The following is a 16416-nucleotide window of genomic DNA, read 5'->3' on the forward strand; positions in this document are numbered from 1 at the left end:
TGTAGATGGGAGCTAAAAGAACAAACCTCCAGCAGGATGCATGTAGCGCTGGAGGTTTTTTAGTCGGTGTATTTGAGGTATTAGAGGAGTGGATTGAAGAGATAGAACACTCGCTCTAAGAACCGAGAAAATAGGCTCCTTTTCTCCCATTCTTCCAATACAACAGTGTGAGATTGCTTAATATAGCTATCTTGTAACCAAGACATTTGCTTGGTGAACTCTTCGTCATCAACGGCGAGGGTCACTTCGAAGTTCAGCCACAAGCTGCGCATATCCATGTTTACGGTGCCAACTAAACAGAATTGGTCGTCAATTACGACAGATTTTGTATGCAGCAAACCACCATAAAACTCATAAATCTTGACCCCTGCACTCAAGAGCTCACTATAAAAAGCGCGTGACGCCCATTGTACCATCATAGAGTCATTTTTATGGGGAATAATGAGTTCAACGTCAATGCCTCGTTGTGCTGTCATCTTTAACGTTTCGAGTAAATCAGCATTGGGCACGAAATATGGTGTTGTGATTCGTACCGAGCGATTGGCTTGGTTTATTGCCAATGTTAATACTTGATAGATCAGATATTCCGGCATACCTGGGCCAGAAGGCACAACCTGAATAGGGTGTTGGAATTCACTCTCATCGATCTTGCATTCAGGTAGTCTCGGTAAATGACGTTCGCCAGTTTCGACTTCCCAATCCCAACAGTGGATGGCACTCAATACGTTTACCGTTGGTCCCGTAATGCGAACCATGATGTCCACCCAATGCCCGACGCCACTGTTTTGCTTGAAGTAAGCCGGGTCAACCAAGTTCATTGAACCTGTATAAGCAATTTCATCATCAATTACGATGATCTTGCGATGTTGGCGAAGATCAAGACGACGTAAGAAAATACGCCACATCTTCACTTCTAGCGCTTGAATAACTTCAATTCCAGCATCCTGCATCATTCGATACCAAGGACTTCTGAAAAAACGCGGGCTACCTGCTGAATCGAGCAATAGTTTGACATCTACGCCGCGTTTAGCCGCTTGGATAAGTGCAGAAGCGACAGAGTCAGCCAAACCACCCGGATGCCAAATGTAGAATACCATTCGAATACTGCTCTGCGCGTTTTCGATGTCTTCAATAATGGAATGCAAAATCTCATTAGGTGACTGTTGCAGCGACAATGTATTGCCGCTCAATGCGGGAAGACCAAGGCGGTTGTTACAAAGTTCATCGATTCGGTAGATGTGCCTTCCCATCGTTTCTGGGTTGTGCGCGTTACAGTCGTTAAGTTGACTGAACCACTTCTCGAATGGTGTAAACATCTCTTTCGCACGTTCGGCTCGTTTTCTGCCTAAGTTCAGTTCACCGAAGAGGAAATAACATGCGACACCCAGAACGGGAAGGATATAAATGATCATTAGCCAAGCTAAAGACACGCTCACTGCACGGCGCTTTAAAACGACACGAATGGTCACACCTGCGACCAGTAACCAATATAGCCCAATGCCAGCTAAAGTAAGAAAGTGATAAAACTTGTCCATATACGCTCAGAGTAATATGCCCTTCTAGGATATTAAGCATAAAAGTGGGTTGGGGGAATAGATTTCCCATTTAGACGTGGGATTGACCTTATATGAGGAACGAATTTCATAACAGCTGATTCTGTTATTTTAATGTGAAAAATAAGGTCATTCTTTAACTTTTGAACAAAAAAGCAGCATTTAACCTGCGTAACTCGACACTTGTGCGATAAATGTACTTTTTTGGGGTTCCAATTTTAAAGGGGAGCTGCTTTACTTTCTAGACATAGTGCGTCGAACGCTTATTTTATAAGTGTACAATAATTTTTACATAAACTTTTTAGACGCCTATCTCTATGCATACACAACAAACTAATTTTGGAGAAAAAGCGTGGCTACAACTAATACAGCAGCACCACGTGATACGTGGGGGTCTAAACTAGGCTTCGTAATGGCAGCAGCGGGTTCCGCTGTCGGTTTAGGCAATATATGGAAATTCCCTTACACAGCAGGTGAGAGTGGCGGCGGTGCATTCGTTGCTATCTATCTTATCTTTGTAATTTTTATCGGCTTTAGCGTGATGCTGACAGAGTTCGCTATTGGTCGTAAGACAGGTCTTTCTGCCGTAGGTGCATTCAAAACAACTGACCGACGCTGGACGTTTACTGGCGTTATGGGAGTCTTCAGTGGTCTTTTGATCATGGGCTTCTACCCTGTGGTTGGTGGTTGGGCATTGGCCTACATCTTTAAAGTGGGTGGTGGTCTACTCAGCGCGCCAGAAGCAATAGGCGACAGTTTTGGCGGTTTCATCTCAGATCCGATTCAACCTTTAATGTGGATGGGTGTTTACCTGTTCCTTAACGTCATGATTGTGATGAAAGGGATTTCGGGTGGTATTGAGAAAGCCGGTAAGGTTCTGATGCCGCTTCTGTTCTTAATCCTAATCGTTGTTTCTGTTAAAGGCTTGATGCTGCCAGGTGCAATGGCTGGCCTTGAGTTCTTATTCATGCCGGACTTTTCTAAAGTCGACAGCAACGTGGTTCTTGCTGCACTAGGACAGGCGTTCTTCTCACTTAGCTTAGGTATGGGTTGTATGATGACGTACGGTTCTTACCTGAAGAAGAAAGAGAACCTAGTTCAAACAACCGGTATGGTTACAGCTATGGATACAGGTGTCGCGATTCTTGCTGGTGTTGCTATGTTCCCAGCTATGTTTGCCTTTGGCATGGAGCCTGCGGCAGGCCCTGGTCTTGTATTTGTTGTCGTTCCTCAGCTGTTTGCTGAAATGGGCGGAGTGATTGGGTTGCTATTCGCGTTGCTATTTTTCATCGGTTTGACGGTGGCGGCATTAACTTCTTCAGTATCATTATTGGAAGTTGTCGTGTCTTACCTAATCGACGAGAAAGGCATGAAGCGCTCTAACGCTGTTCTGTCTGCAAGTGCAGTTATGGCGGCATTATGTATTTTTGCGTCACTATCTTTAGGTGGAATGGGGCCAACGCTGTTCGGTACCGGTGCCTTTGATATCTTCGACTTGCTAACGGACAAAATCTTCTTAGCGGTTGGTGGTATGTTGGTTTGTATCTTTGCAGGATGGCGCCTAAGCCGTGCTGAGCTAGAAAAAGAGATCACTAATGACGGCGAAGTATCCTTCCCGCTATTTGGATTGTGGTACAACCTAGTTAAATACCTGATTCCTGTTGCGATTGCTATTGTTGCCTTCATGGGGATTAAGTCTGGCTTTGATAGTGGCAAAGGTGAAATCATGCTGCTGGGTATCGCAATCATTGGTCTTGCTGGCATTTTCTCGAAGAAGCTTTAGCAAATACCTTGGGGGCAAGCCTCGATAGCTTTGTCCGATAACTTATGTATACTGCTGGCTCCAAACGTGGAGCCAGTTTTTTATGTTCGATATTCTACATACCCATCCCGATTTTCTGATCATCAATAAGCATCCCAACGTCTCTGTTCATAAAGACGATGGCGACACAATGCTGCTGCAAGAAGTGGCTAAGCAGAGTGGTGATCAGCAGCTTTATCTTATCCATCGCTTGGATAAAATGACATCGGGTATTCTGCTCCTCGGACGTAGCGCCAAAGCGGCCAGTGCGTTATCGCAAGCCTTCGCTGACCGCCAAGTGGAAAAGTTCTATCTGGCGATTGGCTCTAAAAAGCCGAAAAAGAAACAAGGTTTGGTCGTTGGTGATATGGAGCGTTCGCGCCGTTCATCATGGAAGCTGGTCAACAGCAAAAACAACCCAGCCGTCACCCAGTTTTTCTCTCTTGCGGCAGAGCCCGGAGAGCGCCTATTTTTATGTAAGCCACACACTGGTAAAACGCATCAAATCCGCGTGGCATTAAAATCGGTTGGCTCAGGTATTGTTGGCGACCCGATTTACAATGCAGGCAATGAGGCTGATCGCGGTTATCTGCATGCATTTTCACTTTGCTTCCAATACCGAGATGAGCAATATCGCTTTGTTTGCGATCCACGAGAATACAAAGTGCTGGGTAGCAAATGGCACAGTGAAATCGTCTCTCAGGGCTTGGATACTTGGCTTTCCCCTTGGGAGCTGAACTGGCCTACGATCAAATAACCGTCACAAAGAAAACTAATAAGAGAACTCGATGCAAGCATCACAACTTCCGCTGTTCTTTCAGCATCTAGAAACCGAGCTCGCGCAAGCTCCGAATGAAATTCGTCGACTGTTTCATGGTCGTGGCCGTCGTTTTGAGGGCCTAGAGCAAATCACCTGTGATTGGTTACAAGGTCAGTTGATTATCAACTTGTTTAAAGAAGTCGACGACGCGTTTCTCGCTGAGCTGAAAAGCGGCCTGAATGCGTTGGCACTATCACCACTGTGGGCAGACAAGCAAGGTCGCACTATGGTTCTTCAGCACCGTTATGCCGATGGTGCGCCTTCAGAAGTACTTGTCGGTGAATTAGACGCTCGCCCTGTCGTTGAAGAAAGCGGTTTGAAATACCAATTGGATATTGGCCGCAACCAAAACTTCGGTCTGTTTTTGGACATGCGCTACGGTCGTGATTGGGTTCGCGAAAATGCGAAGCACAAAAACGTGCTTAACTTGTTTGCTTACACGTGTGGCTTTTCTGTCGCTGCCATTGCGGGTGGCGCAGATAAAGTGGTTAACGTCGACATGGCAAAAGCGTCGCTGTCTAAAGGTCGTGAGAACCACAAGCTAAATGGTCATAACATCAACCAGGTAAGCTTTATGGGGCACGATATTTTTAAATCTTGGGGTAAGATTAAAAAATCTGGTCAGTATGATTTGATCATTATCGATCCGCCTTCATTCCAGAAAGGCAGCTTTGCGCTTACGAAAGACTACAAAAAGATTCTACGTCGATTGCCGGATTTGTTGGCAGAAGGCGGTCAAGTGATGGCATGTGTGAACTCACCATCTGTGACAAGCGACTTCTTGATTGAAAGCATGAAAGAAGAAGCGCCAGAGTTGACATTCCGTGAGCGTCTGGATAACCCACCAGAGTTTATGGACGTAGACAGCGAAGCAGCATTGAAAGTGTTGCTGTTTAGCGAGAAGCAATGACGACGAAACGAAAGTTGTACCTATCTATAATACCAGCCGTTTGAGTACGGCTGGCATTTCCACGATACCCCGTTAATCTGAATAGCGAGACGCAAGTGTGATTCAGAGTCTATTATCAGAGTGAGTTATTCCTAACACGCTGATATTAGATTCCTGACCTCGCCTAGGCTCGTCGGAATGACGGGAAACAATAAAAGATCGATACCAGCAGCATTAACCGATCTGCACTTCAAGATCCGCTTCGATGGTTGATGAACAGGCGAGCACATAGCCTTGTTCAATTTCTTCTGGCGTCAATGTTTCTAGGCTGGTGGAAGAGACGTTGCCTTGACGAACCTTGCATTTACACGAGCCACAAATCCCGCTTCGACAAGCGACGATTAATGGTAAACCTGCGCCTTCGAGCACATCGGCCAGTACCTGACCTTTTTGCGCATCGATGCTTTGAGCAAAATCAGGAACAGAAACGTTAACCGTCTCATCGGAGACCGATGTTTCTGCGCCAGTCGCAGGCGTAAAACTCTCTTGGTAGAAGTTCGTCATGTCAAAACCAAGGTCATTCAAATAGCCGTGAACATCTTGCATAAACTGGCTTGGACCACACAGGTAAACGGTGCGTTGCTTGAAATCAGGAACAAGCTCTTTAAGCCAGTCGGCATTCAAACGACCTTGTGGGTGTGACGTTCCTTCGCGGTTTTTCAGCAACAGCTTTAAATGGAAGTTGGGATACACAGCGTCGAACGTTTCTAGCTGATCGTAGTAAATCGTCTCTTCTGGGCTGCGTGCGATATGAAGAAATGCGATGTCCACATCGTTGTCGTCTTCATCTTGATTATTCAGCCAGTGTTTTGCCATCGAAAATACGGGCGTGACGCCGCAACCTGCACTGATAAGCAAGGCTTTTGTTTCGCCATTACGTAAAACGGGTGGGTGGTCAATGCAGTTAAACTCGCCCGCTGGTGGTAATGCTTGAACGGTATCACCGAGCAGCAGCGAGTCAACGATGTAGTTCGATACTTTACCGCCAGATACTCGTTTGATGGTGAGTTGAAGGTGATCGTCTTCATTGATAGAGCTGATTGAATAGGCACGAAACTCCATTTTTCCATCAATTTCGACGCCTAAGTTAATAAACTGGCCTGGCTTAAACTGAAACAGAAGTGATTCGGTTAGTTCGGCCAATTTGATGCTGACGGTGTCGTGTGTTTCGAAGTATTTGTCGATGCAACGGAGTGTGACGGGTTGGTTACCTTGCCATTCAAAAAACATAACAATCTCTTTGGTTGTGGCTATTTTTAGTTCGAAATAGATAGCGCCTCCGCGTAAGGAGGCGCGTAACAAGCAAGTTTATTAAGCTGCTAGGATGGCTTTTAGATCATCCTGAACATTGCCAATACTGCGCATATCGAACTTCTCTTGGATGATGGCGATTAGGTTTGGCGTTAGGAATGCTGGTGCAGTAGGGCCTGTGTAAATGCCTTTCACGCCCAATGCAAATAGCGTTAGCAAGATAACGATCGCTTTTTGCTCGAACCAAGAAAGCACAAGCGTGAGTGGCAGTTCATTGATGTCACAGTCAAACTCTTTCGCCAGTGCAAGTGCAAGCTGGATTGCAGAGTAAGCATCGTTACATTGGCCCACATCCAATAGGCGAGGAATGCCGTTGATATCGCCAAACGTATTCTTATTGAAGCGGAACTTACCACACGCCAAGGTCAGGATTAGCGTGTCTTCTGGTGCTTCAGCCGTAAAATCGGTGTAGTAGCTACGTTCCGCTTTATCACCATCACAACCGCCGACTAGGAAGAAGTGCTTGATGTTGCCTTGCTTCACTTGGTCGATAACCGCAGGGGCGGCGTTCATCAGTGCATTTCGACCAAAACCAACCGTGATGTGGTGTTCGATTTCATCGTGTTGGAAACCATCTTGCGCTAGAGCACATTCAATCACTTGGCTAAAATCATCGCCTTCGATGTGAGCAACACCAGGCCAGCCAACAATACTACGCGTGAATAAACGGTCTGCGTATTGACCCACATTTGGATTCAACAAGCAGTTTGACGTCATTACGATTGCGCCAGGGAAGTTTGCGAATTCTTTCTGCTGGTTTTGCCATGCGCTGCCGTAGTTGCCGACAAGATGAGGATATTTCTTCAGCTCAGGGTAGCCGTGTGCAGGCAGCATTTCACCGTTGGTATAAACGTTAATGCCTTTGCCTTCAGTCTGTTGCAGGATTTTTTCTAGGTCATGCAAATCATGGCCAGAAACAAGAATACATTTGCCTTTTACTGGCTTGACGTTCACCGTGGTTGGTTCTGGATGGCCGAAGGTCATTGTTTCACCTTGGTCGAGCATTTCCATCACTTTGTAGTTCATCAGGCCGATGCGCATTGAGCAATCAAGTAGTTCGCCGAGATCTTCAGGGTCTGTGCCCAACCACGCCATGATTTCATGGTATTCGGCATAGATATCGTTGTTGGTTTGCTCAAGAACACGTGCGTGCTCCATGTACGCGGCTGCACCCTTAAGGCCGTATAGGCAAAGTAGGCGTAGGCCAATCACATCTTCATGTACTTGGTCCTTACCACGGTTAACCGCGACTTGAGGAGCAAAAGCTAAGATTGCTTCTGCGCTATTTGGTAGCTCAAAGTGAGCAACAACAGGGATGTCAGCAACTTCGGTATCGGCGAGTGTTGCAGCAGACATTACTTGCTCTTTTAGCAATGCTTTGTACGTTGCCGCTTGAGAAGTTAGCTCTAGGACACGTTCAGGGTCAAAGTTTACGTTCGTCAATGTAGAGAAAAATGCCTTTGGTGCCCATTGGTTGATTTCATCGTTAATGATGTTGAATTCAAGTGCTTTTGATGCCCAAAAAGAAACCCCTTGCAGTGTGTAAACCAACACGTCTTGAAGGTCAGATACTTCAGAAGTTTTACCACACATACCTTGTGCAAAAGAACAACCTTTAACAGCAGGGGTTTGAATTGTCTGTTCACATTGAATACAGAACATATTGGGTTCTCCAGTGATTGTTTTAATAGTCGTGATGTTGACCACTAGAGAGCAGAATACGTGCCAATTATTATCTTGTTGATTTGTATTGAATTTTATCAGATTTAGGAGAGTGGTTGATGTAATTAAGACAACGCAGTTGATGTCTTAATCACATCGGCTTCTTGTGGTCGGTTATTTATTGATCCCGAGCTTTTTACCCATCCGATATAAGTTCCCGCGATCCATTTGTAAAAACTCCGCTGCTTTTGCCCAAACGCCACCAGTTTGGCTCAAAGCATGTTCAATTAAATCACGTTGATAGCTTTCTATTAGCTCTCGCATTGGTTGGCTTTCTTTAGGCATATAATGCGATGTGTTTTTTACATCATCGAGAGCCAGTGAGGTGTCAAAATGGTTAAGCATGATCGTGCTTGCACCTTGTTGAATGGCGTGTAAAGCCGCGCGAGTTAAAGTGTGTTCGAGCTCGCGTACGTTTCCGTACCAAGGTAAAGACTCCAGTTGAGTCAACACTTTAGGGTGAACGTGAAGATTGGGCGCATTAAATTGTTGGCGTACCTTTTCTAACAGATATCCGGCTAAAACGGGAATATCACCGTCACGGGCACGAAGTGGGGGAACTTGGATTGGGAATACGTTTAAACGGTGGAAAAGGTCTGCTCGAAACGTGCCAGCTTCGACCTCTTTTTCTAATTGTCGATTGGTCGCGGCGATGATGCGCACATTGACCATCAAATGCTGATCGCTACCCACACGTTGCAGCTCGCCTTGCTGAATTACGCGCAGCAATTTTGCTTGCAAAATCATAGGCAGTTCGCCCACTTCATCAAGGAAAATCGTTCCACCGTCTGCCAGTTCAAACTTACCGGCACGGTGGCTATTAGCACCTGTAAATGCGCCTTTGACATGGCCAAACAGTTCACTCTCAGCCAGACCTTCAGGCAGGGCCGCACAGTTGACGTAAATCATCGGCTTATCGCTACGATGAGATTGCGCGTGTACCGAGTGCGCGACCAGTTCTTTACCAGTACCGGTCTCTCCTGTGATAAGTACCGCGTAATCTGATTGAGCAACAGTCGCAATGTTGTTTCGTAACTGGTTGATCTGCGGACTCAAACCCACCATTTCACCATGTTGAGAACGGGCTTGCTGGATAAGGGTTTGAGTGACGCTTTTTTGCTTCTGGTTTTGCGCTTTGAGCGCTTTTAATTGAGCTATGTTACGCAATGTCGCAGCGGTCAAAGCCGCAAAGGTTTCGATAGCGACAGGATCGATGCCATCAAACGCGCCCACTGTTAGTGCATCCATCGTTAGTGCGCCAACAAGTTGGCCTTCGACATACAAGCTAAAGCCCATGCAATCGTGAACATCAATGCATTGGTCTTCAGTTAATAGTGTGCCGTCGAAAGGATCCGGCAGTGAACAATCGGCATCGAAACGCACCGGTTCACGGCTATGAATAATGGCATCTAAGCGAGGGTGCGCCTTGGGGAAATAGCGACGACCTAAGACCGAGCTGGATAAGCCTTTTACCGCGACAGGAGTTAGAAACCCATCCTCATCGAAGATAAACAGGCAGCTCGCATCACATGGGAATACTTGCGCGACCCCATCAATGAGATTTTGATATTGCTGCTCGTGAGAGCGATTTGAGCTGAGGTTTAGCGCAATATTAAGGAGTACGTGGTCAACAGTCGGAGTCATAACAAGCCCAAAGTTATCTGGAATGGGCTCATGCTAGCAACTTGATGTCATTTGAACATCGAAAGGTGTGGGAGATTGATGTTCCATTGACGACGATCAAGTTTGATACGAAAAGAAACGCGCAAGTTAACAAGCCAGTGATGTAAGCTTGCGCGGGTTAGGTGTTTGAATCAAAGCAGGCCAAAGGTTTGGTTCGTCCGAATTAACGAGGAACGACTCTGGCGTCATTACCAGAAACATTGATTTGGACCGCTTGGCCTGGTTGGAAAATCATGTTTGGATTTGCTTCTTGAACAATAGAGATAATCTTTCCGTCCTCTAAACGAATGGTCAGATTCACGCCATTTCTTTTCGCGGTTGCTTCAGCCGCTTTGCTGCCTGCATAGCCACCCAATAGACCACCACCAATGGCAGCGATATCCGAGCCAGAACCGCCCCCAACTTTTGAGCCTAAGATCCCGCCCACGGCAGCACCAGCGATGGTGCCAATGGCATTGGATTGGGTAGAGGCATCAATGGTTACGGGTTCTACTTTTTCTACTGTGCCGTAGTAAACCTGCTGAACTTTGCGAGTGTCGGATGAGCCGTATGCATCTCCGTACGGGTTAGGTGAGCTACAGCCGCCAAGCACGAGCGCACAAGTAATGGTGAGCAACATGCCTAAATTGATCTGTTTTTTCATATAGCCTCCGAATGGTTTCTTCATTCAAAGAGTATATACCCCAATTTAACCTGCGTTTTGGTGCTTTATAAAACAGTGGCTTAGCGGCCTGTCCCTTAAGGAAACGCGATTGTCTAAGCAGTATTAATGATCGTTAAGCGTATGAAACCCTGAATAAATACGTGTAAAAGTAGTAAACCAGCATGCCGCGCCAAAGATATACGCGATGACGGCAAAGTGTTGCGGTAGCAAACAAAATAAAATCAAGCAGCCAATGGTTTCTGTACCTTCGGTTAAGCCGCTCATGTAGTAAAGCGATTTGTTTTTATATACCGGATTATCGATGCCTTGTTTTCCTGCCATGATGGCAAAAGCCAAAAAGCTACTACCAGTGCCGATGAAGGAAAAAATCAAAAATGCGCCTGCAACGGCATTGTGCTCTGGGTTGGCAAGCACAAAGCCAAAAGGAATCAACGAATAGAACAAAAAATCTAAGCTGATATCAAGAAAACCACCCGCATCGGTAATGCCCTGAATCCTTGCCAGTGCTCCGTCTAACCCATCACAGATTCTGTTCAGCAAAATAAACAGCAACGCCAACAAGTACTGTTCGGCGATCAAAGCAGGCAGGGCAAAACAGCCAAGCACAAAACCAAATACTGTCGTCTGATTTGCAGTGATACCACATTTATCGATATATGTCGCACTGAGTGCCAGCGGTTTGCGGATGAGCTTTATACTCAGGCTATCAAGCATGATTTGTCTCCCACGGCCAGTTTATGCAGCGGCTGCCATCAGGAATATCGTCTTCATCGTGCGTTACCATCAAAGTAGGGATGTTCGCTTGCTGCAATTGTTCGACCACCCAATTGCGAAATTGTACACGCAGGTCTTTATCCAACTTGCTATAGGGCTCATCAAGTAGCGCAACTTTCGGCTTTGCTAGCAGCATACGAGTCAATGAGATACGGGCGCGTTGCCCTCCCGAGATTTGGTCAGGAAAGGACTCTGCTAGCTTGGTCAATGAAATGTTCTTCAGTGCTTGCATGGCGTGAGCTTTACGCTCTTCACCTTTGATTGAGTTTGGTAGCGCGAAGGCAAGGTTCTCCCACACCGTTAAATGAGGGAAGAGCAAATCTTCTTGGAACAGAATACCGACCTGACGCTTATGGGCAGGGAGGGCATCCAACTTTTCGTTATCAAGCGTAATGGCTCCAGAGTAATTGAACTCGGCGGATAGGTGCCCGGCAATGGCATCCAACAAAGTGGATTTACCACAACCGCTAGGCCCCATCAGGGTAACGATTTCACCTTTTTCTACGGTCATATTGAACGCCGAGAAAAGCGCGTCGCCATTGGTTTTACGGATGGCGAGGTTTTCGAGACAAAGACTCATTCAGTAGTAAACCTTTTATAGACAAGCGGCGATACTTCACGTGTAAGCGGCTTAGTAGTATCGCAAAAGAGAAGAACAAGAATGGCAGCAGAGCTTGCCAAATGGCGTAAATCGCGGTGACACGTCGGTCAAAACCACTGGATAGCGCAACGGCTTCGGTTGTGATGGTGCTAATGCGCCCAGCCCCTAGCACCAATGTCGGCAGGTATTGCGCCAGACTTACGCTAATACCGATAGCCCATGCGAATGCAATCGCAGGCAGGAGGATTGGTAGTTTCACTTTTAACCAAGCTTGCATCGGTGATTTACCCAAGCTGAGAGCGACACGAGTTAACCCATTGTCGAAGCTGCGCCACGGACCGTCTAGCGAGAGGTAAATAAATGGGAACGCAAAGAATACATGCGCCCAGCATACCCAAAAGAAATACGCGTTACTGTTTAAGTACAGTGTTACCACTTGCATACCGAATAGCACGGATAGCTGAGGAATCAGCATCGGGATGGCGATGATGTAACCGGGCACCTGCCAGCGATAACGGAGACGATACTCATGTGCTATTAAAGCAAGAACTAGCGCGACAGTCGCGCTGATTAGGGCGATTGACATACTTTGTTCTAGAGTCCCTAGAATACTGTGCCATTCGTATTCCCAAAAACGCAGGCTGTAACGGCTTGGGAGCAAATCTGGAAAGCGCCAACGTTGGGCAAAGCTCCACAGCACCATGAGTGGAATCATTAGAAGTGCAAGTAGAGCAATCAGTGAAAATAGGGTTTTACCGGGTAAACGAAACCCGTTTCGACCAGAGTACTGCCAGCGTTTGAAGCCTTTGGTAATACACCATTCCATTAAGCGTGCAAATCCAATCAAAACGCTAGCGATCGCAAACAGTATTACTGCGCCAGCGGCAGCTCTTGGTAGGAGCGATAAATCTGGATCGTTAAACCATTGCCATACCAAAACCGCGAACGTCGGTGGGTTGGTAGGGCCAATAATCAGGGCGACATCGACAACGGACAAACTGTAAGCCAATACCGCCAGCATTGGGAAACGAAGTTTTGCTAACCATTGCGGAAATACGCATTTCCACCACGTTTGCGCGGAACTGTAGCCCATCGAGTGACTGACTTTTTCAACCTTATCGACTTTCAATTGCTGAAGGATCGGAATACTCATCAACAATAAAAACGGCACTTCTTTAATCGCAAGCATGATGACCAAACCGAGTGCATGTGGGTCTTTAATCAGCAATGCTAAGTCATTCACCGTTTGTGCATTCGGGTCGTAACCAAACAGTTGGTTGAGAACACGAACGCCCATACCAGTTGGGGCAAACAAGAACGCAAAGCCAATTGCAAACGCGACGTGCGGCATAGCGAGAAGTGGGGAAAGGCTTACTTCAATTTTTCGCCAAAACTTGCTGCCCCAAGACGCCTGTAGAATGGCAAACGTGATGAAGCAAGCCAAGTAGCTACTGAAAATGGCGGAGTAGAAAGTAAGCCCGATGGATGTCCAAACACCTTCCCAATCAAAGACGGCATTGAAGCCATCAAAAGAAAAGTGGTGTAGACCGATAGGAGGTACATAACCGAGCGCAGAGACCACCACTCCAAGTAGTCCCGGAATGGTAGGCAAAATACAAACTGCGATAATGACTAAATACAGCGCTCTTAACATGGATTCTTACTAATTCCCGTAGCGTTTCAACCATTCTTTTTCTAACGCCGCTTGCCAACTTGGATGTGGCTCAGCGATAGATTTGAATTGTTGAGTGTTTTTGGCTGAACCAGTTAGGTATTGGTTGCTTAGTACCGAAGGGTCGCCCCAGATGTTTAGGTTACCTTTGCGAGACTGTGCTTCAGGGCTCAATAAAAAGTTTATCGCAACTTGTGCACCAGCACTGGCATTTGCGTTCCAAGGAATCGCTAAAAAGTGGATATTTGAGAGTGCTCCTGCGTCCATTGCGTACGCTTTGGTGCTCTCTGCAAGATTACCGCTCGACTGCGCAGAGAAAACCGCGTTCGGGTTAAAGGTAATCGCCAGGTCAGTCTGACCATCATCTAGTAGCTGAAGGGTTTCTGCTGTACCGCCTGGAAACTGCTTACCACCGCGCCAAGCGACTTTATGGAACTCATCTAGATAAGACCACAGCGGTTGAGTGACTTGTTCAAACGTGTCATCGGTAACTGGTTGTTGCAGCTCAGGGGCGTTGTTAGACAGTTCAATGAGTAATGCTTTGATAAAGCTTGTGCCATGAAACTCTGGTGGTCGAGGGTAAGTCAGGCGATTCGGGAACGCTTTTGCATAGCTCAGCATTTCTGAGAATGATTTTGGAGGGTTATGGAGGGTTTGCTCGTCATGGATAAACACTAATTGTCCTACTCCCCAAGGTGCTTCTAGACCTTCTGTTGGCTCGGAGAAGTCCACATCAATTGGTAGAGATTTATCCACATATTGCCAGCTTGGCAAACCTTCGACAAAAGGACCAAATAGCAATTGGTTATCCTTCATTGATTTGAAGTTTTCGCCATTGATCCAAACCATATCAACACTACCACCGCTGTTTTTGCCTGCCGCTTTTTCTGCGATAAGTCGAGTAGTGGTCTCAGAAATATCAGTTACTTTAACGTGGTTTAGCGTCACGTTATAACGTGATTTTAGCTCTCTACTCGCCCACTGTATGTAGCGATTAATTTCTTGGCTCCCGCCCCAAGCATGAAAGTAGACGGATTGCCCGTCGGCTTGTTGTTCGATTTTTTGCCATTCGCTATTCACTGATGAATCGGCAAAAGAAGGTGTCGCAAAAGTCGTGGCTAAAATGCCAATGCTGCTGAGTAGCTTTTTCATATCTATTCCGTGTTATGTCTTTTGGTGCTTGCTTTCGTTTCTATTGACGTTTTCGCAAGTCGTTCCGCTCTGTTACAAGGATAGTAATTCATCTCTCTCTATTATCAATGCCAATCCCAAACGGAATCACTCATTGATTCAAAGAATTACTCTCAATGTGAAGCAAAACGAAGAAAGGACAAATTTGGTGTCATTTTAGGAGCGGACCGTTTGTTTGAGGATATTCTTTCAAGTAATTGAAAATTATTGTCCCCAGAGATATGAATAGGTTGTTTTACAGAGCAAAATTGATGTTTAAAGCATGGAATTGAGGGCGAAAAGAGAAAGAAAGTTGGCCATTTAAATGACTTTGGCATGCATGACTAACGATTCATCGATATAAAAAAAGCAGCCGTTCGGCTGCTTTAAGATACTATCTGGTTTACTTAGTTGGGATTAGTTTACCCAGTCACGTAGTGTAAACGTCAATTCGTGATCGGCACTTTTCAGAACAAGACCATCTGTAGTTAGCGTGATATCGCTCCAGTTAGATAGTGTTTGTGTCATTGCGTTTTCGATCTTCATTTGATCTTCCATACACATCTTCATGGTCATGCCCATTTTTTCGATGCGTAGTTGGTTGTTTTTCAGCTCGGCTTGACCGAAGAAGTTGTTACAACCTGCGTTGCCGTTTGCGGTTAGATTTTCACCGATTTCTAGGCGAGCCGCTTTTTGGTGTTCGTCTAGAACGATATTTTTGCCATCAACTTGAACAAGTTCCCAGTTGTGGTGCTGCAAATCTTGAGCCGTTATTTCTTTCACATTATCACCGTTGCTAGCACAAGCAGTCATAAGAACAGGGAGAGAGATTGCTGTAACTAACGTTTTTAGGCTAAGCTTCATTTTATAGACTCCGTTTTTATAAACGCGGTAAGTATAAGTAATAAAACACTGTTTTTGTCAGCATAAGGTTATGGTTTCGTATGTTTTTGACATAACGAAGTATATAGCAAGTTTTGTTGCTGACTAATCTTCTCATTATTTAAACTAGGCCAATACGCCCTAATATGGAAAGAGCGGTTTTAGTATGGAGCAACTGGAGTTTTTTACTGTCCCAAGCCCTTGTGTTGGAGTATGTACCTCCGATGAAAAAGGGTATTGCAAGGGGTGTATGAGAAAGAGAGAGGAAAGGTTTAATTGGCTTAACTTAACCCCCGCTCAGCAGTTGCACGTTATTAAGTTGTGTCGTCAAAGGTACAGAAGAAAGATGTTGGCGGGGAAGACGAAGCCAGAACAGCTTCAAGATGAGTCATCGCCTCAACAAGACTTATTCTAGAACTCTTGTTCAATCAATGGGTTTACGCTTTCGGTTCTGATTAGGCTTTTACATATTCCCGGTCCGGCAAGGTGTCCTTTAAGAACCGGGAATCTCCTATCCATTTTCCCTATAGAGCGGTAATTGGCGTTATTTCATCGACCAACGGTCGCTAACCCAGCCTCCCGCTTGTTCGTCGAAGTGATTTCCTGAAAATCGATGATTGAATTCAACATCTAATTTACTTGTTGGGCGTTCATCCATCAGTTGATGAATATATCTCGCCATAGGATCCGTACAAGCTTCACGCTCTCTACGGGTAACTACTTCTTTGATCATTTGGAGTCTGTAGCTATTGCTGGCTCGTTTCATTTTTGACCTCCAGAACTCGATGGCAGCAGTTTGAACACATTGACGTCC

Annotated in this window: 15 protein-coding genes; 4 read left to right on the forward strand and 11 right to left on the reverse strand. The window is 45.9% G+C overall.

Annotated features, from left to right (window positions below):
• Positions 1 to 80 precede the first annotated feature (80 nt).
• Positions 81 to 1535 carry a cardiolipin synthase gene (gene cls, locus R7070_RS08280; protein WP_005378105.1) on the reverse strand — a complete coding sequence of 485 codons (1455 nt, stop codon included), beginning with the start codon at positions 1533 to 1535 and terminating at the stop codon, positions 81 to 83.
• 430 nt (positions 1536 to 1965) lie between these two features.
• On the opposite strand from cls, the gene R7070_RS08285 reads away from it, so the two are divergent.
• From R7070_RS08285 to R7070_RS08295, 3 genes are all read left to right on the forward strand, one after another.
• Positions 1966 to 3336: a sodium-dependent transporter gene (locus R7070_RS08285; protein WP_042522154.1), complete on the forward strand. Its 1371-nt coding sequence runs from the start codon at positions 1966 to 1968 to the stop codon at positions 3334 to 3336.
• A gap of 82 nt (positions 3337 to 3418) precedes the next feature.
• Positions 3419 to 4111, forward strand: coding sequence for a TIGR01621 family pseudouridine synthase (locus tag R7070_RS08290; protein ID WP_138939984.1), 693 nt, complete (start codon positions 3419 to 3421; stop codon positions 4109 to 4111).
• 31 nt (positions 4112 to 4142) lie between these two features.
• Entirely contained in the window at positions 4143 to 5084 is a 942-nt protein-coding gene (locus tag R7070_RS08295; RefSeq protein ID WP_054574036.1) for a class I SAM-dependent methyltransferase, read from the forward strand.
• A 213-nt stretch (positions 5085 to 5297) separates the two neighbouring features.
• On the opposite strand, the gene R7070_RS08300 is transcribed toward R7070_RS08295, so the two are convergent.
• The 9 genes from R7070_RS08300 to R7070_RS08340 form a co-directional block, all read right to left on the reverse strand.
• Positions 5298 to 6353, reverse strand: a complete 1056-nt coding sequence (locus R7070_RS08300; protein WP_256900332.1) for a hybrid-cluster NAD(P)-dependent oxidoreductase — start codon at positions 6351 to 6353, stop codon at positions 5298 to 5300.
• 81 nt (positions 6354 to 6434) lie between these two features.
• Positions 6435 to 8096 (reverse strand): hydroxylamine reductase, encoded by a 1662-nt coding sequence (gene hcp / locus R7070_RS08305; RefSeq protein ID WP_054577937.1) that lies wholly within the window; start codon positions 8094 to 8096, stop codon positions 6435 to 6437.
• A gap of 174 nt (positions 8097 to 8270) precedes the next feature.
• Entirely contained in the window at positions 8271 to 9800 is a 1530-nt protein-coding gene (gene norR / locus R7070_RS08310) for a nitric oxide reductase transcriptional regulator NorR (RefSeq protein WP_256900333.1), read from the reverse strand.
• A 202-nt stretch (positions 9801 to 10002) separates the two neighbouring features.
• On the reverse strand, positions 10003 to 10482 hold the full coding sequence (locus tag R7070_RS08315; RefSeq protein WP_005386695.1) for a glycine zipper 2TM domain-containing protein: 480 nt from the start codon (positions 10480 to 10482) through the stop codon (positions 10003 to 10005).
• Between the two features lie 123 nt (positions 10483 to 10605).
• Entirely contained in the window at positions 10606 to 11217 is a 612-nt protein-coding gene (locus R7070_RS08320; RefSeq protein ID WP_017820856.1) for a CDP-alcohol phosphatidyltransferase family protein, read from the reverse strand.
• Positions 11210 to 11857: an ATP-binding cassette domain-containing protein gene (locus R7070_RS08325; RefSeq protein WP_017820855.1), complete on the reverse strand. Its 648-nt coding sequence runs from the start codon at positions 11855 to 11857 to the stop codon at positions 11210 to 11212. The genes R7070_RS08320 and R7070_RS08325 overlap by 8 nt, the downstream gene beginning before the upstream one ends.
• Positions 11823 to 13532, reverse strand: a complete 1710-nt coding sequence (locus R7070_RS08330) for an ABC transporter permease (protein WP_256900334.1) — start codon at positions 13530 to 13532, stop codon at positions 11823 to 11825. Before R7070_RS08330 ends, R7070_RS08325 begins: the two co-directional genes overlap by 35 nt.
• A 9-nt stretch (positions 13533 to 13541) precedes the next feature.
• A complete protein-coding gene (locus R7070_RS08335) occupies positions 13542 to 14702 on the reverse strand; it encodes an ABC transporter substrate-binding protein (RefSeq protein WP_005378079.1) in 1161 nt (386 codons plus the stop codon).
• Between the two features lie 435 nt (positions 14703 to 15137).
• Entirely contained in the window at positions 15138 to 15584 is a 447-nt protein-coding gene (locus R7070_RS08340; protein WP_017634889.1) for an META domain-containing protein, read from the reverse strand.
• A gap of 184 nt (positions 15585 to 15768) precedes the next feature.
• On the opposite strand from R7070_RS08340, the gene R7070_RS08345 reads away from it, so the two are divergent.
• Positions 15769 to 16017 carry a DUF1289 domain-containing protein gene (locus R7070_RS08345; protein ID WP_005378062.1) on the forward strand — a complete coding sequence of 83 codons (249 nt, stop codon included), beginning with the start codon at positions 15769 to 15771 and terminating at the stop codon, positions 16015 to 16017.
• Positions 16018 to 16146: 129 nt separating this feature from the next.
• Here R7070_RS08345 and R7070_RS08350 read toward each other — a convergent pair whose 3' ends face one another.
• Complete coding sequence (locus R7070_RS08350) at positions 16147 to 16368, reverse strand: hypothetical protein (RefSeq protein WP_005386686.1); 222 nt, start codon at positions 16366 to 16368, stop codon at positions 16147 to 16149.
• Positions 16369 to 16416 lie beyond the last annotated feature (48 nt).

Origin of the sequence: Vibrio sp. 1557 (genome assembly GCF_033340175.1) — a bacterium.
Classification (GTDB): Bacteria; Pseudomonadota; Gammaproteobacteria; order Enterobacterales; family Vibrionaceae; genus Vibrio; species Vibrio alginolyticus.